The sequence below is a fragment of the Brevibacillus thermoruber 423 genome (assembly GCF_000454065.1).
In the GTDB taxonomy this organism is placed as follows: Bacteria; Bacillota; Bacilli; order Brevibacillales; family Brevibacillaceae; genus Brevibacillus; species Brevibacillus thermoruber.
The window spans coordinates 98,986-124,301 of the sequence record NZ_KE695654.1; the positions used below are offsets into that span (position 1 = coordinate 98,986).

Consider the following 25,316-nt stretch of genomic DNA (forward strand, 5'->3'; position numbering starts at 1 on the left):
GACCCCATGTTTCTGCGCAAACAGGTAGGAACCGGGAAAGGGCGGACGTCGTTCCGCCTTTTCTCCTTCCTTCTTTTGACCGCTGTCATTCTGGTGGCTCTCATCCCCATGTTCCCCGCTCTGGTCGTTCGCGACACGGAGACAAACCGGCCGGTTTGGAGCGGCCGAATCGCTGAAAACGGCACATTTGCCATACGCTGGACTCATTCCATCAACCGCACGCCCGTCGTGGAGACGTACCGCGTCCGAAACGGGCAGATCATTCTATCCGAACTGACCTTTCAGGATTACGGGATCGGCATGGAAAGCCAACTGGCTCCCGGTGAACACCTGATCAGCCGTGACGGTCTGTTTCGCATCGTCAACATGAACCGCGCCTTCCCCGCCCTCCATCTGTTCATCGGGCAGGTGAGGGCTCATCATACACTGCTGTTCGCCGGACAGGAAATACCGCTCGCCGACGTGGACAAACCGGGCGCGGCGGTAACCATCCGGGTGGAGAAGCGTTCCATTTTGCAAGCGATTGGAGGGTACTAGATGAGCACGCAACACATGAGTCAACAAGAAATGGAACAGTTGATTGCGCAGTACGACAAGGAATCCGCCGTACGCCAACTGTCCGGCCCGATGAAGTGGATCACCTTCGTCCTGCTGGTTCTGTTTTCCGTCTACCAACTGTCCAGTTCGCTCTTTTTTACACTGCCGCCGCAGATTCACCGCCCCATCCACCTGGCGTTTGGCCTGGGGCTGGTCTTTCTGCTCTACGCCGGCCGCTCCAAGGGAAACAACAGCGGCAAAGTAGGGATCGTCAACATCATCCTGTCCATCGTCGCCGTCCTGGTATCGCTCTACTGGGTCATCGATTACGACGGGCTGGTGATGCGTACGGGGAACTACACCACGCTCGACCTGGTGATCGGGGGCATTGCGATTCTCCTGGTGCTGGAGGCGTCCCGCCGCGTCGTGGGCCTGCCGATCTCCATCATCGCCTCCCTCTTTTTGCTGTACACCTACTTCGGCCCGTACATGCCCGGCTTTTTGGAACACCGCGGCAACGACGTCGACCGAATCATCGGCCATTCCTACTACACGCTGGAGGGGATTCTCGGCACGCCGCTCGGGGTGTCGTCTACGTTTATCTTCCTGTTTATCCTGTTTGGCGCCTTCCTGGAAAAGACCGGCGTCGGCGAATACTTTAACGATTTGTCGCTCGTGATTGCCGGACGCCGCATCGGCGGACCGGCAAAGGTGGCCGTCTTCTCCAGCGCCCTGCAGGGAACGATCAGCGGAAGCTCCGTCGCCAACGTGGTGACGTCCGGTGCCTTCACCATTCCGATGATGAAACGCCTGGGTTACCGTTCCGAGTTTGCCGCCGCCGTCGAAGCATCGTCTTCCACCGGCGGACAGATCATGCCGCCGGTCATGGGCGCCGCCGCCTTCCTGATGGCGGAGTTCATCAACGTTCCGTACCTGGAGATTGCCAAATCGGCTGCGCTGCCGGCTATCCTGTTCTTCACCGGGATCTGGATCATGACGCACTTCGAAGCCAAGCGCCTCGGGCTGCGCGGCCTGTCCCCGGAAGAGCTGCCGGACAAAAAGGAAGTGCTGAAGAAGCTGTATCTGCTGCTGCCGATTCTGGTGATCATCGTCGTGCTGATGATGGGCGTCTCGGCAGAGCGCTCCGCGATCATCGGAATTGCGTCGACGGTCGTCGTCGGCGCGTTCCGCAAAGAGACGCGCATGTCGCTCGCGGACATCCTGGAAGCGTTCGCCTCCGGTGCCCGCACCGCTCTGGGCGTGGTGGCGGCAACGGCCTGCGCCGGCATTATCGTCGGGACGGTCACGCTGACCGGCATCGGGCTGAAACTGGCCAACGGCTTGATTGACCTGGCGGGCGGCATTCTGTTTCTCACCCTGTTCTTCACCATGATCGCGTCGCTGATCCTGGGGATGGGGACGCCGACCACGGCCAACTACATCATCACGTCGACGATCGCGGCTCCCGCCCTCATCCAGATGGGCGTGCCGGACATCGCCGCGCACATGTTCACCTTCTACTTCGGAATCGTCGCCGACATTACACCGCCGGTTGCGCTGGCGGCGTTCGCCGCGGCGGGTATCGCCAAATCAAAACCGATCCAGACCGGCGTGGAGTCGACAAGGCTGTCCATCGCGGCCTTTATGGCACCGTACATCTTCGTGCTGTCGCCGCAGCTGCTGTTGATCGACACCACGTTTTGGGAATCGGTGTGGGTGATGATCACCTCCACAATCGGCATGATCGGTGTAGGCGCCGGGCTGATCGGCTTCTGGATGTCGAAGCTGAATCCGCTGGAGCGTCTCCTGGCGATCGCGGGCGGCGTCCTGGCCGTGATTCCCGGGCTGGCCACCGACTTGTCGGGCTTTGCCCTGCTGGCGCTCGTGTTTGGTCTCTCCTATTACAAGGGGCGCAAGGAAAAGCAGCAGATTCAGGTTGCTTCGTAGCATGTGCCATACGGTTTCCTGAAGCCATTTCAGGCTGTCGATGCCATCTCGACAGCCTTTTTCTATTTTTTTTCGCGAAGCAGTCAAAAAATAGCTCTCCTCTTATCCCAGACGGGCCAAGTCGGAAAGCTACATTTTTTTCATCACGCTGCATCAGTATTGTCCAATGGGTTGAATAAGGGTCTTGGATTTCCCTTCATGTTTCACGGAGTGGTTTGGCCAAATCGGAAGCTGAAAACGGTTAAACACAGCTTGTTACTCTAACATTTGCTCAAGAATTTTTTCACCTTTTTTATAAACGGATCCGTCGAGTGTAAATCGGTACAGAACCATCTTTTTGCTCTTGGTGTCATATATCCATAAAAACCTGCTGCCATCTTCCAAAGTGGAATGCAAGATGACAGCATCACCACTGGACAACGCCCCATCCTGAGCGAAGGGCGGCTCTGATAATTGCGGTTTTGTCTGAAGATGACCGATGATTTGTGTTGAAGTCCATTTTGTCACCTCTGCAAACGAAAGGATTCCGTAAACAACCGTCACTGTTAGTACAGAAAGTAAAATGCCTACCCATATTTGAAACCAGTTGCTTTTTATCATCTCACATCCTCCTTTATTTGATGGGGAAAGCTAAAACAGCACCATAAACGGTGCTGTATCCCCCCTATCTTCTAAACCTTCATTTCCCTTTTTGCCTACTTCTCTTCCGGTTGGCCGTCAACAAACCATTCCTTACCGTTGTCGCCCGTCTTGGACTTCAATTCTATTTTCACTGATGTTTTGTCGTCCCCACGTTGGAAAAGGATCGTTGTTTGGGTTACATCCTTATCGACTAACAAAAGAGGCTCATAGTCGCCAATCTTATGGTGAGACATTGCTTGATGCAATGCTTCCGTGTAGCTGACCTGTTCGCGCGTATCAAGTTTGTCCCAAATATGATGGTTGTCCGCATAATCTACCTGATCCAAGCCGTTTGTATCGATGTTGAATGCTGCAATGGCGGCATTCCAGGTTCTTTCCAGCAACTTGTTTGTCTTCTCAGATCGATGATTCTTTATCTGGTCTTCCGGTTTGATTGTTTTGCTTTCCTTCTTTTGCGCATCCACATAGTAGGGTGCACTTCCCATTCCGACACCTGTGAGTATCGCCACGGTAAGCAGTGAAGGAAAAACTGCCATGCGCTTTCTCAACGAAAAAACCTCCTCTTTTCTACCGCCCACCCACATTTCTGTATAGGCTCTCGCATACGTTGGCCCCTATGAACCAATGGTACCTGCATCACCTCTCCATGGTTGATCATCACGGCCGTATGAGATACTTACTCCTGTTCCTGGGACACGGTTGCCGTCTGTACACATCCTCCAATGGAACTTGATGTACCAATTTCTGAAGCAACGATTCGATATGTATTTCTTTGGTGCAGGGGGATTCTGAAAAACGTGTTCGCAAAATGTTTCCGGGACAGGGAACAAAAGCGGAATGTACAGCTTGGGGAATGAGAGACATTCATTTAGGTTCCAGGTGCATCCTTTAGTGCGATACTATTTACAATTTTTGACGGACACAAGACCACTTTCGTTTCATCATAAGTGTGTGATGCCTGTCTTTCTCCATCTACAGGCGCGTTTCGCGGGATCATCCTGTTTGCAGAACCACCACAATTTACACCCGACATGGAAAACGGGTCCCCTCTTCAGGGACCCGTCTTTTTACTTGCGAATCAACCTCGTCCAGCCCTCGTCCTGCTCCACCTTCTGCTCCTTCATCAGCTTGCCCAGCGCCCGCTTGAAGGCTGACTTGCTCATCGCGAACTTCTCCCGGATGATGTCGGCCGGCGTGTCGTCTGTGTACGGCATCGCGCCGCCCCGGTCGATCAGGTAGTGGAGCAGCTTGTCCGCGTCTTCTGCGTACCGGACTTCCTTGCGCGCCTGCATGGAGCCGTTCAGCCGGCCGTCCGCGCGCACGTAGATCACGCGGCAGCGGACCGACTGCCCCAGGCGGAGCGGTTCCGTCATCTCGTCGCGGTGGACGAACAGCACGTGCTCGTGGTCCGTAAACAGGAACGCTCCCTCCTGGATCACTTTGTAGACCGTACCTTCCACCCACTTGTTGTGCATGTCGCTGTCGGCCGGGACGGCAATCCGGCTGATTTCCTCCTCCGACGCCGGCTTGGCCAGCAGGCGTCCCTGCTTGTCCCGCTTCAGCGTCACCAGCAGGCGGTCACCCGTGCGGGGCCATTCCTGCCGCATCTTGGGGAGATCATCCACGAACAGCAGCAGGTGCTTCTTGATGCCGTTGTCCAAAAAGATGCCCAGGCGCGGGGACACATCCACCACTTCCAGCCAGCCGTACTCGCCCCACGAGACGTAGGGCATCTGCATGGTAGCCGCCAAACGATTCTCGTGGTCGTGGTAGAGAAAGACGTCCGCCTCTTCGCCGATCCGGAGCGGGCCTTCCGCTTCGCTCCGGTGGAGAAACACCTCGTCCTCCCCCTCGTGAAGAAAATAGCCGATTTCCGTCTGCCGCGCCACCGTCATCGTCACGGTCATGCCCGCCTGGAGGTTGGCCGGGGCGGCTTGCGCCCGGTTTTTGTTGTGCCTCTTGTTCATTCCGTCATTTCCTCTCTCTCCTGTTTGCATCCTAACTATACCCAACCGGCGGCGATCCATTCCACAACTTTTTGCCCATCCCTTAGAAAATTCGGCCAAACAGGCAAGTCCGGCCGGCGATCACATATGTATGGATTGTACCGGTTCCGCCGTGTAACCAACCGGTCATGACCGTCGTATTTACCGGCAGCCACTACCAGTCTGAATGGATGGGAGCGACTCGTGATGCTTGTGCTTCTGGAACATATCATTCTCGGCATCGTCCAGGGGTTGACGGAGTTCCTGCCGATTTCCAGCACCGGTCATCTGGTGCTGTTCCGCAAGCTGTTCGGTCTTCAGGAAGCCGGCCTGCTCTTTGACACGATGCTTCACTTCGGGACGCTGATCGCCGTCGTCATTGTGTTTTGGCCGGAGATTCGTCACGTCCTGACCAACCCGACCGGCAAACTGGCCCGCCTGCTGGTCGTCGGCACCATTCCCACCGCCGTCATTGGCCTGGCGTTTGAAGATTTTTTTGAGGAGATTTCCCGGACCGGTGTGACGATCGGTTGGGAGTTTCTCGCCACGGGGGTCATCATCTGGGCGGTGGAATCAATGCGCAGGGGGACGCGGACGTTCGACGAGATCAACTACACGGACGCCCTGATCATCGGCACGCTGCAGGGCGCCGCCATCCTGCCCGCCATCTCCCGCTCCGGCCTGACGATCGCCGGTTCGCTTTTGCGCGGCATCAATCGCGCCGATGCGGCCCGCTTCTCCTTTTTGCTGTCGCTTCCGGCCATTCTGGGGGCAACCGTGCTGCAGACGCTCAAGCTGGTCAGGGAACCGGTGGAAACGGCCGCGATGATTCCGATGCTGGTGGGGACGATGTTTGCCGCCATCGCCGGATACGTGGCCATACGCTGGATGCTGAAGATCATCAGCACCGGCTCGATGAAAGGCTTTGCCGTCTACGTCTGGATCCTGGGCATCATCATCCTCGCCCTGCCGTATTTGGGCGGATGAACGAACAAAAAGCCGGCGCTGGCCGCCGGCTCTTTCACTTTATGTGCTCCTTGTCTCCGTACCGGCCGGCCACCAGTTTGGCCACCAGCAGCACGATGCCGTAAAACGCCGTGGCCAAGAGCGATGTGGCCAGCCAGGTGGCGGTTCCCAAGAACAGGTAGAGCAGGACGTGAGCGACAAAAATGCCCAACAGCCATATCCCGATGTTCATCCTGTTGATAAAGGCGACCAGACTGCGCAACCAACAGACACCTCCAACTTGTGCAGATACTGTTGTTATTGCCCTTGCGGCCGCTTCTTATCCCCGTCCGGCCAAACTTCCGGGTCCCGCTGTCCCTCCTGCACCTGAAAGCCCGCCCGCTCCAGAATCTCCGCCAGCACATCCAACGGCGTGTTGGCCACCTGAGCAAACATCCGTTTCGTATACAGATGCTGGGCGTGGGGAAAATCGTCCGAAAGCTGCCTGCGCAATTTTTTTCCGCTGTGGTCCTCATCCGTAAACACGTACACCTCGTCGGCCGTCTCCAGTTTTTCCGCAAGCTGTCCCGCCTTGTCCGCGCTGTATGACCCGTACGTGCAGTAGATCAAAACCGGTTCGGCCAATACCTGCAGAAGCCGCTCCCTGTCCGTTTTCCCCTCGACGATGATGACGCGTTCTTCCACGCGGCCACGCCTCCTTTTCCAGCGAGGTGATACGTTTAGTATACCCGTTCCAAAAGCGGCCGGAAATAGACCAGCGGGAACATCTGGCTGCGTAACACGGACGCCTGCCGGGGGAAGCTAAAGGTGAACCAGGGGGAAAGGAGCGTGCAGCATGGCACAGTGGAAAAGCGCCAAAAACTTGAACCAGAAAGGCTTGGCTGTCACCGGCCTGACCAGCAGCACGGTCGCCGACGACACGCACACGGAAGACAACCAGGGAGCTTCGCAGCAGCGCCAGCAGAAGGAGCATCCCCGGCCCATGTAGGGACCGCCTGTCACATGAACAGCCGTCTTATCACAAGGCGGCTGTTTTGGTACGGATGGGGCGAATCGCTTCCCGTACGTGCCCCGGTTTTTTTACCCTTCCCACACCCTGCTGACCTCTCGCAAATCGGTGCCGTCGAACGACAATCGGTAGATATCCGGCATGGAAAGTTGCTGCCAGAAATGATAATCGTACCGTTTGTCAAAAACATTCATGAGTAATACCATCAAATTGCCATGGGTACCAATGACGACATTCTTTCCGGGAAACCTGGCCAAAACCTGTTCCGTTGCTTTGATTCCCCGTTTTTGGGCAGCGGCATTCGACTCTCCGCCTTCCCATGAAAAATGCTCGTCTTCCCATACCCGTGCGACGGCGTATTGAAAATCCTCTACGGGTTTTTCAGACAAGATTCTTTCCTTGAACCCTTCCTCGATCTCAACCTCTTTCCCAATGTAATGGGCAATTCCTTCGACGGTTTGAATCGCTCGTCTGTACGGACTTGAAATGACATGATCAACATTCGCCTGCTTTAGCAATTCGGTTACTTTTTTCGCATCGTGACAGCCGCGTTCGGACAATGGTCGGTTTCTTTCATCCGGCGTATAAACGGAATGGGCGTGCCGCACAACATACAGATTGGTTCTCATAAGGTTCTTCCCCCAAAGAGATTCCCTATTTTGTTTCATTGTATCATTACGGATTCATCATCATCACCGTGTGCCTTGAGCGAGCATCAGCCATGCTCGTCCTGGACGGCGTCGTTATCGTCATGGTTTCATTCCTTCGCGGGGGACTGTCCGGGTATCCGTTCTTTTTATCGCCAGTGCTGTCCGAGTTGTGTGCTTGCATGGATGAACAGCTTGGGCCGATGACCATATCCACATCGACCACATTTTAGGCATCGGTGAACAAGAGGGGATATTGGAAAGTGAATATCTCATACAGGAATGGGGATTGCCGAAACATATCGTTGTCATCTCCGGAAGTGGGCATTCGTGGGTGGCCTTCGACTACCGAAACACAAGAGAAGACCCCCCAGTTATATTCATTGATGCTGATCAAAAGCAGATCATTGAATTGGCGCCCAACTTTGATTCCTTTTTGCAGGGGTTATACCTGGAAGAAGTGGAAACGGAAGACGTTGATCCAGAACATCCTGCAAGAAATTGGACCATGGAGGAAATGACCACAGCCTTGGCAAGTAATGATGAGCTGGAGGTCTGCCATGCGTTGGACTATCTGTATGCCAATCCGACAGGACACGCTGCCTTCATCGAACAGCAGCTAGTGACTCTCCTCCAGCATGCAAATCTGGAAATGAAACAGATCGCAGCCAATTATGCTTATCATTTTCATGAAAAAGGGGTCCTTTCTCCTCCATGTGTAGAAAAAATCGTCTCCATCATGCGCAATGACAACGAAATCGAATACTATGCCGATATGTTTTTCAGTGAAAACAGATGAAGAATGTGTTAACTAACTACGGACCCAAAACGGGTCCTTTTTCTTTTGGAGATCATCCCCCCTCCTTTTTGAGCAAACAAGATTCTCCTCACATGCACATGTACGAGCCTTGCGAAAAAGTGATTGCATTCCACCATTTCATGTCATATAATCTCACATAACAAACAAAATGTCAGTTTATCTGACATCAAAAAAGGAGTGGATTACATGGAACCGACACTGCCTCTTCTCGCCTCCGCCGTGGATGCCACCTGGGTGATGGTCTCCGCCGTGTTGGTGATCTTCATGCAGGCCGGATTCGCGCTGCTGGAGGCCGGGTCGACGCGCATGAAAAACGCCGGACACGTCGCCGGCAAAACGGTCCTGACGTTTGGGATCTGCACCTTGGCGTTTTGGGCCCTGGGCTTCGGCCTGACGTTTGGAAACGGCAACTCGTTTATCGGACTGACCGGCTTTTTCTTCAACGGAACGGAGGAACAGGCGGCTTCGGCCTACGAATCCCTTTCCTTCGCCAACATTCCGGTCGGGATCAAGTTCCTGTTTCAACTGGCTTTTGCGGGCGTCTCCCTCTCCATCGCCTGGGGCGGCTTCGCCGAGCGCGCCAAGCTCTCCGTCTACGTCGTTTTCGGAATTTTGTTTACGATCTTTATCTATCCGGTAGTCGGCCATTGGATCTGGGGGGGCGGATGGCTGGCGGAACACGGCAAGCAGGATTTTGCCGGATCGACGGTTGTCCACCTGACCGGGGCGACGGCCGCCCTCGTCGCCACCGTCCTGCTCAAGCCGCGCCTCGGCAAGTACAACAAGGACGGCAGCTCCAACGTGATACCCGGCCACAATCAGGTCTACACCACGCTGGGGGTCATCATCTTGTGGATTGGCTGGTTTGGCTTCAACGCGGGTTCCACGTTCGGCTCCGTCTCCGGCCTCTTCGGCCACGTGGCGCTGACGACCAACCTCGCGGCCGCGTCCGGCGCGGTTGCCGCCCTGGGCATCGCGTGGGCCGTCACGGGGAAAGCAGACATCCCGAGCATGCTGAACGGCGTGCTGGCCGCCCTGGTGGCGATCACCGCTTCCTGCGCCTTTGTGGAACCGTGGGCTGCCGTTGTCATCGGGTCCGTGGCAGGTATTCTTACATTCTATACCGCCATCTGGTTTGATCGGATGGGCATTGATGATCCGATCTACGCCTTCTCCGTCCACGGCATCGCCGGCATCTGGGGAACGCTGTCCAACGGCTTTTTTGCCGCCCCCGCCCTGGTCGAAAAAGTGGGCGTCGGGATGCCGGGCCTGTTCTACGGCGGCGGCTTCCACCAACTGGGCGTTCAGGCACTGGGTGTATTTTCCGCGCTGGTGTATGTGCTGGTCGCTTCGTACGTCATTCTCGCCATCATGAAGAAAACGATGGGACTTCGCGTAACCGAGGAAGAAGAGGTGATGGGCCTTGACCTTAGCGAACACGGGGGATACGGATATCCCGAACTGCTGCAGTCGGAGCGCCCTTACGTCTCCGCCGCCCAAGGGCGATCCACTCATTCTCTCACCTGAGGACTGTCACCGCATCGCTGACACCGATTCGTTTCAGGAGCTGCTCTCCCTGCGCCGGGAGCTTTTGGACCTGTCCCGGCTGGAGGGGGTGAAGCGGGCCGGGGAAATGGCTCCGTACGCCGTGACCGTCAACCTGATCCACGACCGGGTGATCCGCCAGGGCGTGCTGCTCGCCGTGCGCCACCTGGCGAAAATGGGCGTCGGTACGCCGCCCGTCCCGTTCGCCTTTCTCCAGTTTGGCAGCGGGGGGCGAAGCGAACAGGCCGTCATCAGCGATCAGGACAACGGGCTTGTCTACCGGCTCCCCGACGGCATGGACAAACGGGAGACGGAACGTGTGGAAGGCTACTTTCACCTGCTGGGGGCAGCCATCGTGCAGGGATTGGAACAGGTGGGCTATCCGCCCTGCCACGGCAACGTCACCTGCGTGTCCGCCCGCTGGCGCGGCAGCACGGACCAATGGATGGAGCGCCTCGCCGCCTGGGCCGCCGATCCGGTGTGGGAGCACGCCCGCTATCTCCTGTTGGTGGGCGACGCCCGCGTCCTCTGGGGGGAGCCGGACGTGGTTGCGCCGCTGAACAGGCAGTACCGGAGGCTTCTCGCCCACAACCCGATTCTGATCGGCAGGCTTGTGAGCAACACCCGCTTCCACCGGATTCCGCTCACCTGGCTGGGCCGGATCGCTCCGGACATCACCGGCCGCTACCAGGGAGCGATCAACGTGAAATACGGCGTGTATCTGCCGATCGTCAACGCCGTCCGCCACTTCGCCCTGGCCCACGGCATCCACGCCGCCTCCACGCTGGAGCGGCTGGCGGCCCTGCGGGAAGCGGGCGTCTGGCCGGAGCCGTTCTGCCGGGAGGTGGAGCACCACTTCCGGCTGCTCCTGGGCCTGCGGCTGATCGCTCCGCTGCACTGGCGGGACGGCACCTACGCCAGCAACAGCTACGTCAAACTGTCGGAGCTGTCGTCGGATACGCTCTCGATGCTGCGCGAGGCGATGAAGCTGGCGCTGCGGCTGCAGGACCGGACCAAAAAACTGCTGGCCGCATACCCGGAGTAGGGAGGTGCCGGTATGCCCACCCGAAACCTGTGGGGACGCTTGTGGCACATGAGCCGGGCCGCGGAGACAGCACGAATGCCGTCAGCGGAGCGGGACGTTAGCGATCTGGGACTGGCCGCCTTTCTCCGTTCGCTGCGGAGCGAACGAAAAGAAACGGGGGCCCGCATGCCGCTCGCCGATTTGGAAGTGGTCGTGGTCGATCTGGAGACGACCGGCTTTTCCCCTGACCGCGGCGACGCCATCCTCTCCATCGGTGCCGTGGCGATGCGGGGAGAGCAGCTGCTCTTGGGAGAATCGTTTTACAGCCTGGTCGACCCCGGCCGGCCGATTCCTCCCCACGTCGCCTCCCTCACCGGGATACGCGACGAGATGGTCCGCACCGCGCCCGATCCGGCTGCCGCGCTCCAGCGCTTTTTCCAGTTTGTCGGCGACCGGCCGCTGGTCGCCCACCACTCCCGCCACGAGCGGCAGTTTTTTCGCGCCGCATTATGGAAGCATGGCCGTCGGCGGTTTTCCCACCGGCTGCTGGACACCATGCTGTTGGTCCGCCTGTCGGGCGAGGTGATCGGCAGCAGTTCGCTGGACGCCCTGTGCGCCGCCCACGGCATTCACATCTCCCGCCGCCACCACGCCTACTGCGATGCCGTCGCCGCCGCCTCCCTCTGGGGGATATACCTGGAAAAGGCGATCCGGCGAGGGTACACCGATCTGGGGGAGATTTACGAGGAACTCAGATAGAAAGGCTGTCCGTCAGTCTCGCCGGACAGCCTTTCGTCATGGTTCCTCCACAAACACCTCGTCGCCTTCCGCCACCCGCCCCTGGGTGACGACGGACGCGTACACGCCGAAGTGGTTGCGGTGCCGCTTTACCACCGTTTTCAGCACGGCCGGATGGATCTCCAGCGTATCCGGGTCGATGTTGACGGACATGCAGCGTTCGCAAGGCTTGTTCACCTGCAGTTCCACGTCGTTGATGCGCAGCCGCCTGCCCAGCCAGGCATCCTCGGCGAACGGCGTGTCCTCATCCAGCACGACTACGAAATTGGCCCGGAAGCGGCGGGGGTCCAGGCTTTCCCGGCCAACCAGGCGGGCGATCTCCCGCAGCGAGGCATCGGTCACCAGCAGGACGTGATCTTCCCAGTTTTCTCCGCCTTCACGCGGCGTGCTGCGCACAGCAGTCACCGGCCGTCCCGTCGTCTCAGCCACTTTGGCGAACAGCGTCTCCTCCCAGCCGTACACAGTGCCGTCCGGCGCGGTCACGCGCACCTCCGGGTAGGCGTCCTCGCCGCTCTCACCTGCCAGCCGAGCGGTGTAGCCCAAGATGCCCGGAACCGCGTCCGCACTGAGACACTTGCCGTTCCTGGACTCATCCCGGAAGTAATAGCCCCGGTCGCCGTACACGCCGAATGCATCCACGCGGCACGTCGTCAGCCGCTCGCCGCGCATTGCCTTGACGGGATGGCAAAAAATCGCCGCAAGCGTCCCCACTTTTTTCATCCCAACCGCCTCCTCCGCCTGTTTTCGGCGTTTATCCCGTAATAAACGAATTGCGCACCCGGCTCCAAAACGTGAGCCGCTTGTAGCGGGCAAACTTCACTTTGTCCATGCCGACGCGGCAGGTGATGGAGCACACGTCCCGCCAGACCGCCTGCTCCCGGTCCAACCCGATCATGATCTCCGGATTCATCACGATCAGTTCGACCTCGTGGTGCTTGGGCAGTACCAGCGAGCTGTTGATCGTCCGGTACGCCTGATTGTTGATCGACGCGATCTCCGAGAGCTGGATCGCTTCGATGGATGGATGGACGAGCGCTCCGTTCACCGCCTTGTTGTACGCCGTGCTTCCAGACGGGGAAGAGACGATCAGGCCGTCTCCGCGAAACGTTTCAAACTCGTCGCCGTTTATGTACACACAGGCCACCAGCGTGGACAGGGAAGCGTTTCGGATCACCAGTTCGTTGAGCGCCCATTTGTGAATGATGCGGCCGTCGCGGGTCAGAATGCGGCACTGAACGGTGGGGTACTCGGCAACAAACGGCTCCGTCTGCTGCTTCAGCGCCTGCACGAACGCATCCAGCTCATTCGGCCGCCAGTCCGCGTAAAAGCCCAAATGGCCGGTGTGGATGCCGACGTACGTCGGCTCAAAGCCGTATTGATGCACTGCCTCCAGCAGCGTTCCATCCCCGCCGATGGAGAGCACGAGATCGGGCCTCTCGCCCTCCTCCTGGACAAAGCGGTACGGACTGTCGGCTCCCAGCAGTTTTTCCTTCAGCTCCCGTTCTACCTCCCGGGAGTAGTCGTCATTCCGCAGTACGGTGGCGATTTTCATGATGGTCTACCCTCACTTCTGCACATAACAAACAATCGTCATGCCTGCTATTCACAATGTCACAGGAACATTCCGGCGGCCGGGATACCGGGCGCGGACTACCAGCGCTCCGCCGCAAAACGGCCGGCGCGAAACTCCTCCAGTCGGCGCCTCGTCGCAGGCGACAACTGCTCCGGCAGTTCCGACCAGGCAAAAAAGCGCATGTCCGCCACTTCCGGGTCCGTCTCCGGCCGTTCATGCTGGCGGTACCGGGTGACGTGGAACAGCGCGATGTGATCCCGCTTCCCTTCCCGCTCGCTGTAGTAGAGGTGGCAGAGCCTCATCTCCCTCGCCTCTACGCCGCACTCCTCCCACAGCTCACGCCGGGCCGCCTCCAAAAACGTCTCTCCCTTTTCCACTCCGCCGCCCGGCAAATACCATCCGCCCACATACGTGTGGCGCACCAGCAGCACGCCTTTTTCGTCGTCCGTGACAATCAGCCGGACGCCCAGCGTCAGCGGCTTGCGGATACGCCAATACAGTTTGAGCAGCGGGTAGTACCAGGCCATCGTTTTCAACTCCCTGAAGGGAATCCATTCCTGTTGCTACCATTCTACACCACCGCGGAATCCCCCGCCATAGACAGGGCCTCCGGCAGGTCAGACCGGTGCTGGCCGGGCGGCTCCGTCCGCGGCAGGCAGGTCCATCCGGCTGGCGGAGCCGGCGTCGTCCGCAAAAAAACGGGCCCCTGCCCAAGGCCCGTTTGATGCTACGCAAACCGTTTTTCCAACTCTCTGACGATCGCCTCCGCCTTGCGCATCCAGACCTGTTCTACAGGCGCATCCTTGTCCGCCGGCTCCTGGAACTGGTTCATGGCCGCCGAAGCGACGGGCACGTAATAGCCGATGTCTTCTTCCACACCGGTCTGGTAGACGTGTTTCAGCACAAACGGCGTGCCCAGTTCCAACCAGGCGTCCGGGCTGTCCAGTTCCCCTTCCTTGACCGTCACCGGCAGCCGCAGATACACCATCCCCTGATCGTCCAGCTTGCGGTCAAAAAATCCCCGGTGGTAATCCCAGTTGGCCAGGGTAAAGCCGTTCGGTTCGAGCGACTCGCGAAAGTAGCCGAACGTGCCTCTCGTTCCCGTCAAACTGCTGTCAATCGGTTGCATCTCCATCCCTGCCTTTCCGGATTCTAACCGGTAGTGTGCGACAAACGGCGCGGTTGTACTCAACCAACGGGGAAAATGGAAAAAGCCTCCCGCCGGAAACAGCCCGGCAGAGGCTTTTACATTTACTGGTTCCATGGTCAAATCAGGGCAATCGACAGCAGGGTAAACAGCGCCAGGGGAATGACCTTGCGGCGACAGCGGCGCTTTTTTTTCTTGAAAACAGGCGCCTCGTACACGCCGTACGGAACATACGGGTAGAACGGAACGTACGGATAATCGGGCGGGTATGGGTACGGACTGACGTCAGTATACGGGCTTACCTGGGGATACGGGCTGCCGTACAGATTGATGTTGTTTTGCAGCGTGACGTTGCCCTGGGGACCGACGGTTTCATAGGGACTGACTGCTTCGTACGGGCTGACCGCCTCGTAGGGGCTCACCTTCTCGGCAGGCTGTTCGTACGGACTGGCTTCCTCGTAGGGGCTCACCGCTTCGTCAGGTTTGCCGGGCGGAACGGCCGTCTCATAGGGACTCACCATTCCGTACGGGCTGGCATCAGGGCCGCCTGTTTCGTAGGGACTCACCAACCCGTACGGGCTGACGTTGGGACCCGTCTCGTAGGGACTCACCAACCCGTACGGACTGACATCGGGACCTGTCTCGTAGGGGCTCACCAACCCGTACGGACTGACATTGGGACCTGTCTCGTAGGGGCTCACCAACCCGTAGGGGCTGACGTTGGGACCTGTCTCGTAGGGACTTACCAACCCGTAGGGGCTGACGTTGGGACCTGTCTCGTAGGGACTTACCAACCCGTACGGGCTGACGTTGGGACCTGTCTCGTAGGGGCTCACCAACCCGTACGGACTGACATTGGGACCGGCCGTACCGTATGGACTGACGGCATTGCCGCGAGGCGGGCATCCGTTATGCGGCCGCGGTTTTTGCGGATACCGGCTGGAGACCTGCTCCACCGCTCCCAGATCTTCGTCCGGCCCCTCGTCGTTCTCCTCGATCTCCACGTAGACGTGGAAATCGTCAACATCGAGGATTTTGCCCTCGTACACGCGGCCGTCCAACGCTTCGATCCGTACCTTTTGCCGCGCGTGCTCCTTGCAAATGTTCTGCACGGTTTGGCGCATATCCTTCAACATGCTGACCGCCGCCGGTTCAGCCTGAAACAGTTGTTTTTGCGACGACTCCATGAAAACTCCTCCCCTCTTGTTGTTTCTGTATTACGATATACGGCTGCGTGTGGGGAGGTGTCTATTTTTCCAGGCAAGTCTAGCCCATTTTGCGGCCCAACCATTCCTGAATGGCAACCAAGGCGCCCCAGCCCGGCACCCCGAACACCCCCGTTTGGCCAAGCCAGCGGCGAAACGAAAAAACCGGCGCCTTCTTAGGAGAAAGCACCGGTTTTATTTATGGAAGGAAGATCGTTTACAACGAGACGCCCGCAAATCGTTCGGGCAAGAACGGCTGCAGCCGCTCCGCCCTTCCCTGTTCCAGATAATCCGCCATCAGCTTGGCCGTGATCGGGGAGAGCAGGATGCCGTTGCGAAAGTGGCCGCCGGCGAGCGACAATCCCGTCCATCCCGGCACCGGCCCCAACAGCGGCTTGCCGTCGGCGGAAGCGGGGCGCAGTCCCGCCCACGCTTCCAAAAACGGGGCCGAGGAGAGCGCCGGCACATACGGCATGACGCCGTTGAGCACGCCGGTCAAGCCCGACAGCGTGACCTCCCGCTGAAAGCCGGCCTCGTCTTCCGTGGCGCCGATGACGATTTTGCCGTCCCGTTTGGGCGTGATGTAGCCCGTACTGCCAAAAATCACCGTGCGCAGCGGAATCCCCGCCGAGGCAACCGCCGCGATCTGTCCGCGTACCGGCCGAACGGGAATGGACAGCCCCAGCCAGCCCATCATGATGCCGGCCCATGCCCCGGAGGCGATGACGGTTTCGTCGGCCCGCAGCGGTCCCGCTGTCGTCTCGACGCCCACCACCCGGCTTCCTTCCGTGGCGATGCCCGTCACCACGCAGCCGGAAAGCAGCGTCACGCCCATCCGCCTGCACGCCGTCACCAGCGCCTGCAGCAGCAGCCGGTTGTTGATGTGCCCTTCGGACGGCGAGTGGATCGCCGCCACCGCCCGATCCGTCAACAGCGGTTCGACGTCCCGGATGGCCGCTCCGGTCAGCCAGTGGACGTCGTAACCGCTCTCCCGCTGCCAGGCGAACTTTGCGCGCAGCCGCTCCGCTTCCTCCTCCGTCAATGCCACGGTCAAAAGCCCGTCGATGCTGAGCTGCACGTCACCGCCCGCCTCCGCTTCCAGCTCCGCCGCCCACTCCGGATAGAGGCGAAGCGAATCCATTCCCAAATCAAGCAGCGGTCCGGGCTCGGAAAACTCCTTGAGCGGAGCCAGCATTCCCGCCGCCGCGGAAGACGCCTGGCCGCCCCATGGCCCCTGCTCTGCCACCGTGACGGACAACCCGCGCCGCGACAGTTCGTATGCCAGACTTAATCCGATGATGCCTCCGCCTACGATCAAACAATTCGTCATGGTTCTTCCTCTCCTCGCTGGAACTCTGCCCCGCCCTGCCGTGCGGCGAAGCCTTGGTAAACGGCCGCCATCCCCCGCCCGCCGATGCCGCCCCGCCGGACGAACGCATGCGAAAAGCCCACCTTCCCCGGCAGGAAAGGTGGGCCGATGCGCATCCGCAAACACAGACAGCTCTTTTGCTTGCAACCACTTCCCTGCGCCAGCATGATCTGGATCAGGTGCAAAGGGTCGACGGTCAATCGCTTCCGTCCTCTCAGCCCTGCGTGATGGACTCCCCCAGTTGCTTTCCGATATGTCGTTTACACCCTTCAGTATAGACCGGTGGCCGCTCCCTGGCAAGAGCGCGGCGCTCAGTCCTCGTCTTTCACGTCGTAGCTTTCGGGAATGGGTTCGTTCCTGGTCGCTTCCTCCCATTCCCGCAGCTTGCGGATCTGCTCCAGATGATGCTGGAACTGGTCCTTGTTGATCAGGTATTCTTCGCCGTTGTGAACGGCACGGATGCGTCCCTCGCGGATTTTTTCCAGAATAAACGTCTCCGGCAGTTCCAGGTAGGCGGCGGTCTCGGCCACAGTCAGGTAGGTCTTACTGTTTTCCACGCAGTCTCGCTTCCAGTTCCGCTTTTTGCCGTTCGTACCCCGGTTTGCCCAGCAGGGCGAACATGTTCGCCTTGTAGGCTTCCACCCCGGGTTGGTCGAACGGGTTGACCCCGAGCAGATAGCCGCTGATGCCGCACGCCTTTTCGAAGAAGTAGATCAGTTCGCCGAGGTGATAGGCCGTCGCTTCCGGAATTTCCACCACGAGGTTGGGCACGCCGCCGTCCACATGGGCCAGGAGCGTTCCCTCAAACGCTTTTTTGTTGACGAAGTCCATGCCCTTGCCGGCGAGAAAATTCAACCCGTCGAGATCGTCCGGGTCTTCGCCGATCGTCACGTCCGCCGCCGGCTTGGACACGGCCACCACCGTTTCAAACAGGTGGCGCAAGCCGTCCTGGATGTACTGTCCCAGCGAGTGCAGATCGGCGGAAAACTCGGCGGAAGCGGGAAAAATCCCCTTGCCGTCCTTGCCTTCCGACTCGCCGAAAAGCTGCTTCCACCACTCGGCAAAATAGCGGAACTGCGGCTCGTAGCTGACCAGGAGCTCCACGGTTTTGCCTTTGCGGCAGAGCGCATTGCGGACGGCCGCGTACTGGTAGCACGGATTCTCTTCCAGGACGGGCGTCAGGTAGCGCTCCCGGGCGGCCGCCGCTCCCTGCATCAGCGCGTCGATGTCCGCGCCGCTCACGGCGATCGGCAGGAGGCCCACCGCGGTCAGCACGGAGTAGCGTCCGCCGACGTCATCGGGGATGACGAAGGTTTCGTACCCCTCTTCGTCCGCCAGCCGTTTCAATGCGCCCCGCGCCTTGTCCGTGGTCGCGTAGATGCGGTTTTTCGCTGCCTCGCGCCCGTATTTTTTCTCCAGCCAGGCGCGAAACAGGCGAAACGCGATGGCCGGCTCCGTCGTGGTGCCCGATTTGGAGATGACGTTGATAGAGACGTCCTTTCCTTCGAGAACGTCCAGCAGGTGGGAGACGTAGACCGGGCTGAGATTGTTGCCGACGAAGTAAATCTCCGGCGTGCGCCGTTTGGCTTTGGGCAGAAGGTTGTAAAAGTGGTGGCCCAGCACGTCCACGGCGGCCTTGGCGCCCAGGTACGAACCGCCGATCCCGATGACCAGCAGCACGTCGGACTCCGCCTGGATTTTCGCCGCTGCCTGTTTGATCCGTTCAAATTCGTCCCGGTCGTAGTCGACGGGCAGATCGACCCAGCCGAGAAAATCGCGGCCGGCCCCCGTCTTTTCGTGCAGCAGCTCGTGGGCCTGTTTGACCGCCGGGGCAAGCTGCGCCCATTCGTGCGGCCGGACAAATCCTAGGGCGTTCGAGTAGTCGAAACGAAGCGCTTGGTTCATGGCTCCCTCCCCAATAGACGTGGTTGTTTCTGCTTCTCATCTTATCATGTTTGCCGCCGAACCGGCAGCGCAAGAAGTCCGATCTGTCCATCCATCATGGATTCGCCGCATAATTGTGAACATTTTGTGAACAACCTGTGCCCGTTGTTACCTTTTCCCTCCAGCCCCGTAAAACCATTCGAACCTCATAACATAATTTAGGCAAGGAGACAGGAACGTATGAAGAAACGCTGGTGGATCGTCGGCTTCGTCGCTGCCGTACTGGCCGTGGGAGCCGCAAGCATGACCCTGATGGGCTCACAGCAGGCAGCGGGAACGCCTGTCAGCGTGGGAAAAGTCACCACGGCCGCGCTGGAGACCAAGGTACTCACCTCCGGGATCGTCACCGTCGAAGACAAGCAGCGGATATACGCCAACGTCAACGGAATCCTGCGCGAGTTTGCCGTGAAGGAGGGGGATGCCGTCAAAAAGGGACAGGTCATCGGCAAGATCGACACCTCCGACGTGGAAAGCCGGATCATGGAGATCGACGCGCAGATCGAACTGGCCCGGGCCAACCTGTCCAAGGCACAGGCCGGCAGCGAACCGGAAGAACTGGCGCAGGAGCGGGAACGCGTCGCCCAGGCGGAGCGGGATTACGACAACGCCAAACGGGAGTACGAACGCATCCGGCAGCTTCATGAGTCGGGCGCCACGACCCAGCAGGAGCTGGACAAGGCGAAGGCGCAGGTGGACTCGGCGCTGTCCGCGCTCAACGTGGCCAGGCAGCAGTACGCGCTGAAGCAAAAAGGGCCGCGCAGGGAAGAGATCGCCTCCCTAGAGGCGCAGATCAACTCCCGCCTGGCGGAGAAAGCCCTGCTGGAAAAAGAACGCGTGCAAAGCGTGCTGGTCGCGCCGGCCGACGGAACGGTCATCGAACGGGCCGCAGAAAACGGCCAATACGTGAACAAGGGAACGGAAATCCTGACGCTGGCCAATCTGAACCATCTGCTGATCGAGGCGGACATCAACGAGTCCGACGTCAGCAAGATCAGGCTGGGGCAGACCGCGGTGATCGAAGGCAGCGCGCTGGGCAAGCAAAAGCTGAGCGCCAAGGTGATCCGCATCTCCCCGATCGCCGTCACAACGCCAAACAGCTCGGGACAAGGGGAGAAGACCCGGGTAAAAGTGACGCTGGAACCGAGCGGCGACCTGTCCGCCTTGAAACCGGGCTTCCACGTCGACATCGACATCTCCGTGGAAAAGATCGACAACGCCCTGCAGGTGCCGATCGAAGCGGTTCAGCAGGAAGCGGACGGCAGCACGTTTGTCTGGGTGGCGGAGAACGGCGTGGCGAAAAAGCGGAAAGTGACCGTGGGTGTGGAAAACGAGCTGTTCGCTGAGATCAAGTCGGGATTGAAAGGGGACGAACAGGTGATTCTCGGTCCGTTTGACTCCCTCCAAGAGAACGCCCCGGTCCAGCCATCCGCGGAACCGCAGAATTCGGGCATCTAACCTGTTCGGAAGAAAGGAGGTCGACCGATGCTGCACGTCGAAGGCCTGACAAAATCGTACAAGACGGGCGAGTCGGTACTGCCCATCCTGAAAGGCGTCTCGCTCACCGTGGAAAAAGGGGAATTCGTCGCCATCATGGGGCCGTCCGGCTCCGGCAAATCGACATTCATGAACATGCTCGGCTGCCTCGACAGGCCCGATTCCGGCACCTACACGCTGGACGGGATTGAGGTCAGCAAACTGACCGACAAGCAGCTCGCGCAGGTGCGCAATCAAAAAATCGGCTTCGTCTTTCAATCCTTTAATCTCCTGGCCCGTTCCACGGCGCTGCACAACGTGGAACTGCCGATGATGTACGCTGGCGTAGGACGGGCGGAACGGCGAAAACGGGCGCTGGAGGCGCTTGGGCGCGTCGGGCTGGCCGAGCGCGTCCACCACAAGCCGACGCAGCTCTCCGGGGGGCAGCGGCAGCGCGTGGCCATTGCCCGCGCGCTCGTCAACCGGCCGTCCATCCTGCTGGCCGACGAGCCGACCGGCAACCTGGACAGCCGCTCCGGCACCGAAATCATGGCCATGTTTCAGGAACTGCACAGCCAGGGCGTCACCATCATCCTGGTCACGCACGAGCCGGACATCGCCCGGCACGCCGAACGCATCGTCACGTTCAAGGACGGCGTCATCATCCGTGACGAACGGGTGGAAAACCGGCTGATTGCCGTTCCGTCCGACGAGGTGATCACGACATGAACGTCTGGGAAAGTTTTCGCAGCGCCCTGGAAGGCATTTGGGCGAACAAGATGCGCTCCGGCTTGACGATGCTGGGGATTGTGATCGGGATTACCTCGGTGATCGCCGTCACCGCGCTGGGGGAAGGCGGACAGAAAGCCATCGTCAGCGAGATGGAGAAATTCGGTCAAAACTCGTTCAACGTCTTCGTTGACTTCGACAGCAAGGAAGAGCATGCGCCGGACGACCTCACCGTGGAGGACGCCGACGTGCTGAGCAAAATCAGTCCCAACATCGAGCACATCGTGCCGATGAACCAAACCACGGCGATGCTCAAGGGGCCGAAAAAGGAAGAGCGCGTCAACCTGTACGCCACGACGGCCGATTTTCCGAAGGTGCAGCCGACCGTAAAAGTGTCCAGGGGACGTTTTTTCAGCGCGGCGGATGACAAGGAGCTGCGGGCGGTGGTCGTCCTCGAGGAGGAGCTGGCGACGAAGCTGTTCGGCCGGATGAACCCGTTGGGCCAGCGCGTCCGCATGGGCAGCACCTCGCTGGTCGTGATCGGCACGTTCAAGGAGGACAAGTTTCGCTTCGACATGGAGCAGTCCTACAGCGCCTACGTGCCCATCCGGTTTGACCAGAGCCGGTACGAAGAGCCGTGGGTCAGCTACCTGATCGGCAAGGCGACCGACAAGGAGTCGGTCAATACCGCCATGCAGCAGTCGATCCAGTACCTGAGCCGCAAGCACCAGAAAGAAGGCCACTACCGGGCCGTGAGCATGCAGCAGCAGGTCAGCCAGTTCAACCAGGTGACCGGCACACTGACGATGGTGTTCAGCGTGATCGCGGGCATTTCGCTGGTCGTCGGCGGCGTGGGCGTGATGAACATCATGCTCGTCTCCGTCACCGAGCGGACCCGCGAGATCGGCATCCGCAAAGCGCTGGGAGCGCGGCGAAGGGACATTCTCGTCCAGTTTTTGATCGAGTCGGTGATCGTCTGCCTGATTGGCGGTCTGATCGGCGTCCTGCTCGGCCTCGGCACCGCCGCGCTGATTTCCTACTTCGCCAAGCTGCCGCCGCTCATGTCCTGGAACAGCGTGTTTATCGCCTTTGCCTTTTCCAGCGCGATCGGCATCTTCTTCGGCCTCTACCCGGCCAACAAGGCGGCCAAGCTGGACCCGATCGATGCGCTGCGCTACGAATAACGCCACCTTCGCTGCGGCTTTTCGCCAAGCCGCACGGGAGCGTCCGCCGACCTGATGGCCTGATCCCGGACGGGACGCAAAAAAAGCACCTGCAAGCGCTACGCTTCAGGTGCTTTTTCAATAGAGGGCAGGGGTGTCCGTGACCAGCTTCAGGAGAAAAAAGAGCGTAATCCCCACGCTGGCCACCGTCCACCAGAGCCATTTGCCTTCGGGCTTGCCCTCCTTGTAGATGCCGATCAGCCGCCAAGTGCCTACCGCCACGCAGAAGATGCTGACAAGCAGCAGGATTGTCCCCACGGGGCTCCCCCCTTTCCTTCTTTTAGCTATATGGGAAAGGCGGGGAAAAAATCCCTGTACGCCGCCTATCTGTCCCTTTTCCCCAGCCGGGACAAGATATCGCGTCCCCGCTCCTTGACGGATTCATCCTTGACCAAGAGCTGCCGCTTTTTCATCAGGCCGTTTTTCGACGTGTCCGGCCGCTGCTTCCGGCCGCCAGCGCCCGCCGTCAACTGTACTTGCCTCCGCCTTTTTTGTCGTACTCCTCCAGCAGTTCGGCAAAGCTCTTGTTGCGCTCCCGCTCTTCCTGCTCCCGCCGTCTGCGCTCCGCCGCTTCCTTCTCCTCCCGCTCGCGGGCAGCCTGTACCTCCCGCTCCAGCATTTTCAGCTTGTCCAGCGCTTCCTGGCTCAGCATCTCTTTCAGGTTCAGACCCGTTTTCGCCTCCGCGGCAGCCGGTTGTGCAGTCGGCCGCTGCGGTTTGTGCTGTTTCTTTGCCATGGACCATCGTCTCCTTTCACCGTTGCCTGTTCATCATCACTGCCGCTTCCGGTCATACTAACACCATGCGACACAAGAGGAGGGCAGATGATGGTACGAAATAAGGAAAAAGATTTCGGCAAGACCCCCGAGATCCGCGGGCCGAAAGCCCAATCCGAAGCGGTCCGCTCTGACGGCTCCATCAATAGTGAACCACAAGAGCGGCTAAAAGAAAACCGGTAAGAATGACACGCGCGAAACAACCGCCGGGCCTTTACTTCGCGCGGCGGTTGTTTCTGGACTTCCGTTGACCGGGGCCGCCGACGGGCGGACGCTCCTGCCTGAGCAGGGTAAGCTTCTCGGCAAACCGGAACTGGCAGCCGGCTTTCCACAGCCGTTTGGCCATGTCCTGCTCCGTCTCCCGCCGAGGCAGTTCCTTGAATCCCCCCGCCTTGATCAGCGCCGCACGGGGAATGGACACGTGCTCCGTGCCAAACAGCACCCAGGGTCTCCGGAATCCTTCCAGCCTGGTTCCAAACTTGTCGCAAATGGCCTGCCGCCGTTCCGCTTCCGGGCAGGGCAGGCCGATGTGATATGGCAGACCGCTGGCAATCTTCTTCTCTTCCAGGAGCGGCACCACGCAGGCGCTGGAATGGGGTCGTTTGATCTGCGGGTAATGTTCCAGCCAGGAGCTGCATTCCTCCATCTGGGCCGGGCTGAATCGCGGATCGTAGACGGAATAAATACGGCGCTCCCCCAATCCCATTAGGACCTGCTTCGCTTCCTGCGCGTGAACGTGCTCGTGGGTGCCGACAAACTCCCGAGGCACGATCATGCTGCCGGACAGGAAGACGATGATCTCCCCCTTTGCCCGGGAAATGCCCGCGTTCAGCAGACGGTGCATCGCAAGCCGTCTCCGGAATCGCTGACAGTGCAGGGAATAGTGGGCAGGGAAGGCGGTCACCTTATCGCTCGTGTCGTCCTGGGACGCGTTGTCCAGGACGATCACTTCAAATTGGTCAAACGGCGTATACTGCAGGTTGAGGCTGAACAGGGTGTACAGGAGCCGATCGGCCGCATTTCTTGTCGGAATGACGACGCTGGTAAACATCGGATCTCCCCCTTTTTATACCCTATGCACGACCGCGTCCAATGGAACGGGAGCAGTCTGGCCGTGCCTGCGCATTCGCGAAAAGGCCGAGTCGAATGCTCACAACACAACCTTCGCCGGGAGGAGGTGCTCACGATGGACCGCAAGCAAAAGACGGAAGTGAATGAAGACGTCTCGATCGATGGCACGCTTCCCCATCAGATCAGCGCACCCGATTTCAAAAACTCGACCCGCTCCATGCAAAAACCGTTTGTCAACGAACACGGCGTCGTGATTGGCGACAGCTTCTACAATTCGCCCGAATCGCCGCTCAACCAGTGGAGCACGGAGACGGACCCGTCCGTCATGTCCGGCGACAAATGGGTTCACCCGACCAACGACATCGGCTGGAACACGGCGGAAAACAAGGGTCTGCTGGAAGACAAGCCGCCCAAAGGGGTGCCGTTCATGCACCCGACTCACGACGTCAGCATCGGCAAGGATTGACGACGACGCTTGCGCCGCTGTGCCATCAGCGGCGTTTTTCCCGTTTATGGTACAATGGATGTACATGACCTGTGAGAGAGGAGTCCCATCATGAGCATCCACGTGACCATCGAACCGGCGTTTGCCCAGGCCTACCAGCGATACGCCGGATTCCGCCCCGGCGACACGCTGCGCCTGTACGTCCGCACGGGCGGTCCCGGCACCGGCGGCCTGTTTTACGCGATAGAAAAAGACGAGGTTCAGCCGGGCGACGCGGTCTTCGAGGTGGAGGGCATGCGCTTTGTGATCCGCCCGAACGACTTCTGGTACTTTGACGGCGCCGAGCTGCGCTACAACGCCTTGTACGGGGAATACGGCTTTACCTTTCACAATCCGCGGCTGGACGCGTAGACACATCAAAAGCCGCCAAACCGGGCCCGCA

The 25,316-nt window shown here is 59.3% G+C and carries 32 protein-coding genes and 1 riboswitch; of the genes, 14 read left to right on the forward strand and 18 right to left on the reverse strand.

The annotated features are described in order from the left end of the window. Positions 1 to 6 precede the first annotated feature (6 nt). Both M516_RS0119920 and M516_RS0119925 read left to right on the forward strand, forming a co-directional pair. Positions 7 to 537: a DUF1850 domain-containing protein gene (locus M516_RS0119920; protein WP_029100674.1), complete on the forward strand. Its 531-nt coding sequence runs from the start codon at positions 7 to 9 to the stop codon at positions 535 to 537. Then, positions 538 to 2,484 (forward strand): TRAP transporter permease, encoded by a 1,947-nt coding sequence (locus M516_RS0119925; protein WP_029100675.1) that lies wholly within the window; start codon positions 538 to 540, stop codon positions 2,482 to 2,484. A 255-nt stretch (positions 2,485 to 2,739) separates the two neighbouring features. Here M516_RS0119925 and M516_RS0119930 read toward each other — a convergent pair whose 3' ends face one another. The 3 genes from M516_RS0119930 to M516_RS0119940 form a co-directional block, all read right to left on the reverse strand. Then, positions 2,740 to 3,084: a hypothetical protein gene (locus M516_RS0119930; protein ID WP_029100676.1), complete on the reverse strand. Its 345-nt coding sequence runs from the start codon at positions 3,082 to 3,084 to the stop codon at positions 2,740 to 2,742. A 95-nt stretch (positions 3,085 to 3,179) separates the two neighbouring features. After that, entirely contained in the window at positions 3,180 to 3,674 is a 495-nt protein-coding gene (locus M516_RS0119935) for a hypothetical protein (protein ID WP_029100677.1), read from the reverse strand. A 519-nt stretch (positions 3,675 to 4,193) separates the two neighbouring features. Beyond that, positions 4,194 to 5,093 (reverse strand): CvfB family protein, encoded by a 900-nt coding sequence (locus M516_RS0119940; RefSeq protein ID WP_029100678.1) that lies wholly within the window; start codon positions 5,091 to 5,093, stop codon positions 4,194 to 4,196. A 225-nt stretch (positions 5,094 to 5,318) separates the two neighbouring features. Between M516_RS0119940 and M516_RS0119945 the strand changes: the two genes are divergently transcribed. Continuing rightward, positions 5,319 to 6,098, forward strand: coding sequence for an undecaprenyl-diphosphate phosphatase (locus M516_RS0119945; RefSeq protein WP_029100679.1), 780 nt, complete (start codon positions 5,319 to 5,321; stop codon positions 6,096 to 6,098). A 34-nt stretch (positions 6,099 to 6,132) separates the two neighbouring features. On the opposite strand, the gene M516_RS0119950 is transcribed toward M516_RS0119945, so the two are convergent. Together M516_RS0119950 and M516_RS24040 are read right to left on the reverse strand one after the other, a co-directional pair. Then, entirely contained in the window at positions 6,133 to 6,339 is a 207-nt protein-coding gene (locus M516_RS0119950; protein WP_029100680.1) for a hypothetical protein, read from the reverse strand. A 35-nt stretch (positions 6,340 to 6,374) separates the two neighbouring features. Beyond that, a complete protein-coding gene (locus M516_RS24040) occupies positions 6,375 to 6,761 on the reverse strand; it encodes a toprim domain-containing protein (RefSeq protein WP_044900356.1) in 387 nt (128 codons plus the stop codon). 151 nt (positions 6,762 to 6,912) lie between these two features. Here M516_RS24040 and M516_RS25760 point away from each other — a divergent pair, with 151 nt between their 5' ends. After that, positions 6,913 to 7,065 carry a hypothetical protein gene (locus tag M516_RS25760; protein ID WP_162836753.1) on the forward strand — a complete coding sequence of 51 codons (153 nt, stop codon included), beginning with the start codon at positions 6,913 to 6,915 and terminating at the stop codon, positions 7,063 to 7,065. Positions 7,066 to 7,157: 92 nt separating this feature from the next. On the opposite strand, the gene M516_RS0119965 is transcribed toward M516_RS25760, so the two are convergent. After that, on the reverse strand, positions 7,158 to 7,715 hold the full coding sequence (locus M516_RS0119965; RefSeq protein ID WP_029100681.1) for a histidine phosphatase family protein: 558 nt from the start codon (positions 7,713 to 7,715) through the stop codon (positions 7,158 to 7,160). A 235-nt stretch (positions 7,716 to 7,950) separates the two neighbouring features. Here M516_RS0119965 and M516_RS24470 point away from each other — a divergent pair, with 235 nt between their 5' ends. The 4 genes from M516_RS24470 (at position 7,951) to M516_RS0119985 (ending at position 11,881) form a co-directional block, all read left to right on the forward strand. Next, the gene (locus M516_RS24470; protein ID WP_476577953.1) at positions 7,951 to 8,532 is read left to right on the forward strand and encodes an SMI1/KNR4 family protein; all 582 of its coding nucleotides are present in this window, start codon (positions 7,951 to 7,953) and stop codon (positions 8,530 to 8,532) included. 207 nt (positions 8,533 to 8,739) lie between these two features. Then, positions 8,740 to 10,080 carry an ammonium transporter gene (locus M516_RS0119975; protein WP_029100682.1) on the forward strand — a complete coding sequence of 447 codons (1,341 nt, stop codon included), beginning with the start codon at positions 8,740 to 8,742 and terminating at the stop codon, positions 10,078 to 10,080. Beyond that, positions 9,977 to 11,143 carry a DUF294 nucleotidyltransferase-like domain-containing protein gene (locus tag M516_RS0119980; protein WP_193747000.1) on the forward strand — a complete coding sequence of 389 codons (1,167 nt, stop codon included), beginning with the start codon at positions 9,977 to 9,979 and terminating at the stop codon, positions 11,141 to 11,143. Before M516_RS0119975 ends, M516_RS0119980 begins: the two co-directional genes overlap by 104 nt. 12 nt (positions 11,144 to 11,155) lie before the next feature. Next, entirely contained in the window at positions 11,156 to 11,881 is a 726-nt protein-coding gene (locus tag M516_RS0119985) for an exonuclease domain-containing protein (protein WP_029100684.1), read from the forward strand. A gap of 36 nt (positions 11,882 to 11,917) precedes the next feature. Here M516_RS0119985 and M516_RS0119990 read toward each other — a convergent pair whose 3' ends face one another. The 8 genes from M516_RS0119990 to M516_RS0120030 all read right to left on the reverse strand — a co-directional run bounded on the left by M516_RS0119990 (position 11,918) and on the right by M516_RS0120030 (position 19,119). Further along, positions 11,918 to 12,640, reverse strand: a complete 723-nt coding sequence (locus M516_RS0119990) for an MOSC domain-containing protein (RefSeq protein ID WP_029100685.1) — start codon at positions 12,638 to 12,640, stop codon at positions 11,918 to 11,920. 31 nt (positions 12,641 to 12,671) lie between these two features. Further along, entirely contained in the window at positions 12,672 to 13,472 is an 801-nt protein-coding gene (locus tag M516_RS0119995) for an NAD kinase (RefSeq protein ID WP_029100686.1), read from the reverse strand. A 98-nt stretch (positions 13,473 to 13,570) separates the two neighbouring features. Continuing rightward, positions 13,571 to 14,020, reverse strand: coding sequence for an NUDIX domain-containing protein (locus tag M516_RS0120000; protein WP_029100687.1), 450 nt, complete (start codon positions 14,018 to 14,020; stop codon positions 13,571 to 13,573). 200 nt (positions 14,021 to 14,220) lie between these two features. Then, complete coding sequence (locus M516_RS0120005; RefSeq protein WP_029100688.1) at positions 14,221 to 14,622, reverse strand: YugN family protein; 402 nt, start codon at positions 14,620 to 14,622, stop codon at positions 14,221 to 14,223. Positions 14,623 to 14,759: 137 nt separating this feature from the next. Next, on the reverse strand, positions 14,760 to 15,827 hold the full coding sequence (locus M516_RS0120010) for a S1 domain-containing protein (protein WP_029100689.1): 1,068 nt from the start codon (positions 15,825 to 15,827) through the stop codon (positions 14,760 to 14,762). A gap of 235 nt (positions 15,828 to 16,062) precedes the next feature. After that, entirely contained in the window at positions 16,063 to 17,175 is a 1,113-nt protein-coding gene (thiO, locus tag M516_RS0120015; RefSeq protein ID WP_029100690.1) for a glycine oxidase ThiO, read from the reverse strand. Positions 17,176 to 17,349: 174 nt separating this feature from the next. After that, positions 17,350 to 17,463, reverse strand: a riboswitch (TPP riboswitch). Between the two features lie 62 nt (positions 17,464 to 17,525). Beyond that, positions 17,526 to 17,771, reverse strand: coding sequence for an excisionase family DNA-binding protein (locus tag M516_RS0120025; protein WP_029100692.1), 246 nt, complete (start codon positions 17,769 to 17,771; stop codon positions 17,526 to 17,528). Next, entirely contained in the window at positions 17,758 to 19,119 is a 1,362-nt protein-coding gene (locus M516_RS0120030) for a glucose-6-phosphate isomerase (protein WP_029100693.1), read from the reverse strand. Before M516_RS0120030 ends, M516_RS0120025 begins: the two co-directional genes overlap by 14 nt. Positions 19,120 to 19,338: 219 nt before the next feature. Between M516_RS0120030 and M516_RS0120035 the strand changes: the two genes are divergently transcribed. From M516_RS0120035 to M516_RS0120045, 3 genes are read left to right on the forward strand one after another with little or no spacing between them, the layout of a single operon-like run. Then, positions 19,339 to 20,613, forward strand: a complete 1,275-nt coding sequence (locus M516_RS0120035) for an efflux RND transporter periplasmic adaptor subunit (protein ID WP_029100694.1) — start codon at positions 19,339 to 19,341, stop codon at positions 20,611 to 20,613. 27 nt (positions 20,614 to 20,640) lie between these two features. Continuing rightward, positions 20,641 to 21,360: an ABC transporter ATP-binding protein gene (locus tag M516_RS0120040; RefSeq protein WP_029100695.1), complete on the forward strand. Its 720-nt coding sequence runs from the start codon at positions 20,641 to 20,643 to the stop codon at positions 21,358 to 21,360. Further along, the gene (locus M516_RS0120045) at positions 21,357 to 22,544 is read left to right on the forward strand and encodes an ABC transporter permease (protein ID WP_029100696.1); all 1,188 of its coding nucleotides are present in this window, start codon (positions 21,357 to 21,359) and stop codon (positions 22,542 to 22,544) included. The genes M516_RS0120040 and M516_RS0120045 overlap by 4 nt, the downstream gene beginning before the upstream one ends. Before the next feature lie 117 nt (positions 22,545 to 22,661). Here M516_RS0120045 and M516_RS0120050 read toward each other — a convergent pair whose 3' ends face one another. From M516_RS0120050 to M516_RS0120060, 3 genes are all read right to left on the reverse strand, one after another. Beyond that, on the reverse strand, positions 22,662 to 22,841 hold the full coding sequence (locus M516_RS0120050) for a hypothetical protein (protein WP_029100697.1): 180 nt from the start codon (positions 22,839 to 22,841) through the stop codon (positions 22,662 to 22,664). A 65-nt stretch (positions 22,842 to 22,906) separates the two neighbouring features. Next, on the reverse strand, positions 22,907 to 23,053 hold the full coding sequence (locus M516_RS25765) for a hypothetical protein (RefSeq protein WP_160297061.1): 147 nt from the start codon (positions 23,051 to 23,053) through the stop codon (positions 22,907 to 22,909). Beyond that, positions 23,050 to 23,319, reverse strand: coding sequence for a DUF3886 domain-containing protein (locus M516_RS0120060; protein ID WP_029100698.1), 270 nt, complete (start codon positions 23,317 to 23,319; stop codon positions 23,050 to 23,052). Before M516_RS0120060 ends, M516_RS25765 begins: the two co-directional genes overlap by 4 nt. Positions 23,320 to 23,406: 87 nt before the next feature. Here M516_RS0120060 and sspK point away from each other — a divergent pair, with 87 nt between their 5' ends. After that, positions 23,407 to 23,541 carry a small acid-soluble spore protein K gene (gene sspK, locus M516_RS0120065; protein WP_218059943.1) on the forward strand — a complete coding sequence of 45 codons (135 nt, stop codon included), beginning with the start codon at positions 23,407 to 23,409 and terminating at the stop codon, positions 23,539 to 23,541. Positions 23,542 to 23,572: 31 nt separating this feature from the next. Here the strand turns inward: sspK and M516_RS0120070 are convergent, their stop codons facing one another. Continuing rightward, complete coding sequence (locus M516_RS0120070; RefSeq protein ID WP_029100700.1) at positions 23,573 to 24,409, reverse strand: glycosyltransferase family 2 protein; 837 nt, start codon at positions 24,407 to 24,409, stop codon at positions 23,573 to 23,575. Positions 24,410 to 24,544: 135 nt separating this feature from the next. Between M516_RS0120070 and M516_RS0120075 the strand changes: the two genes are divergently transcribed. Continuing rightward, positions 24,545 to 24,895, forward strand: coding sequence for a DUF3905 domain-containing protein (locus M516_RS0120075; protein ID WP_029100701.1), 351 nt, complete (start codon positions 24,545 to 24,547; stop codon positions 24,893 to 24,895). Positions 24,896 to 24,985: 90 nt separating this feature from the next. After that, a complete protein-coding gene (locus tag M516_RS0120080) occupies positions 24,986 to 25,285 on the forward strand; it encodes an iron-sulfur cluster biosynthesis family protein (RefSeq protein ID WP_029100702.1) in 300 nt (99 codons plus the stop codon). Positions 25,286 to 25,316 lie beyond the last annotated feature (31 nt).

Coding starts and splice junctions, on each gene's coding strand:
- M516_RS0119920 (WP_029100674.1), top strand. CDS start 7: ATGTTTCTGCGCAAACAGGTAGGAACCGGGAAAGGGCGGACGTCGTTC.
- M516_RS0119925 (WP_029100675.1), top strand. CDS start 538: ATGAGCACGCAACACATGAGTCAACAAGAAATGGAACAGTTGATTGCG.
- M516_RS0119930 (WP_029100676.1), bottom strand. CDS start 3,084: ATGATAAAAAGCAACTGGTTTCAAATATGGGTAGGCATTTTACTTTCT.
- M516_RS0119940 (WP_029100678.1), bottom strand. CDS start 5,093: ATGAACAAGAGGCACAACAAAAACCGGGCGCAAGCCGCCCCGGCCAAC.
- M516_RS0119945 (WP_029100679.1), top strand. CDS start 5,319: ATGCTTGTGCTTCTGGAACATATCATTCTCGGCATCGTCCAGGGGTTG.
- M516_RS25760 (WP_162836753.1), top strand. CDS start 6,913: ATGGCACAGTGGAAAAGCGCCAAAAACTTGAACCAGAAAGGCTTGGCT.
- M516_RS0119965 (WP_029100681.1), bottom strand. CDS start 7,715: ATGAGAACCAATCTGTATGTTGTGCGGCACGCCCATTCCGTTTATACG.
- M516_RS0119975 (WP_029100682.1), top strand. CDS start 8,740: ATGGAACCGACACTGCCTCTTCTCGCCTCCGCCGTGGATGCCACCTGG.
- M516_RS0119985 (WP_029100684.1), top strand. CDS start 11,156: ATGCCCACCCGAAACCTGTGGGGACGCTTGTGGCACATGAGCCGGGCC.
- M516_RS0119990 (WP_029100685.1), bottom strand. CDS start 12,640: ATGAAAAAAGTGGGGACGCTTGCGGCGATTTTTTGCCATCCCGTCAAG.
- M516_RS0119995 (WP_029100686.1), bottom strand. CDS start 13,472: ATGAAAATCGCCACCGTACTGCGGAATGACGACTACTCCCGGGAGGTA.
- M516_RS0120000 (WP_029100687.1), bottom strand. CDS start 14,020: ATGGCCTGGTACTACCCGCTGCTCAAACTGTATTGGCGTATCCGCAAG.
- M516_RS0120005 (WP_029100688.1), bottom strand. CDS start 14,622: ATGCAACCGATTGACAGCAGTTTGACGGGAACGAGAGGCACGTTCGGC.
- M516_RS0120010 (WP_029100689.1), bottom strand. CDS start 15,827: ATGGAGTCGTCGCAAAAACAACTGTTTCAGGCTGAACCGGCGGCGGTC.
- thiO (WP_029100690.1), bottom strand. CDS start 17,175: ATGACGAATTGTTTGATCGTAGGCGGAGGCATCATCGGATTAAGTCTG.
- M516_RS0120030 (WP_029100693.1), bottom strand. CDS start 19,119: ATGAACCAAGCGCTTCGTTTCGACTACTCGAACGCCCTAGGATTTGTC.
- M516_RS0120035 (WP_029100694.1), top strand. CDS start 19,339: ATGAAGAAACGCTGGTGGATCGTCGGCTTCGTCGCTGCCGTACTGGCC.
- M516_RS0120040 (WP_029100695.1), top strand. CDS start 20,641: ATGCTGCACGTCGAAGGCCTGACAAAATCGTACAAGACGGGCGAGTCG.
- M516_RS0120045 (WP_029100696.1), top strand. CDS start 21,357: ATGAACGTCTGGGAAAGTTTTCGCAGCGCCCTGGAAGGCATTTGGGCG.
- M516_RS0120060 (WP_029100698.1), bottom strand. CDS start 23,319: ATGGCAAAGAAACAGCACAAACCGCAGCGGCCGACTGCACAACCGGCT.
- sspK (WP_218059943.1), top strand. CDS start 23,407: ATGATGGTACGAAATAAGGAAAAAGATTTCGGCAAGACCCCCGAGATC.
- M516_RS0120070 (WP_029100700.1), bottom strand. CDS start 24,409: ATGTTTACCAGCGTCGTCATTCCGACAAGAAATGCGGCCGATCGGCTC.
- M516_RS0120075 (WP_029100701.1), top strand. CDS start 24,545: ATGGACCGCAAGCAAAAGACGGAAGTGAATGAAGACGTCTCGATCGAT.
- M516_RS0120080 (WP_029100702.1), top strand. CDS start 24,986: ATGAGCATCCACGTGACCATCGAACCGGCGTTTGCCCAGGCCTACCAG.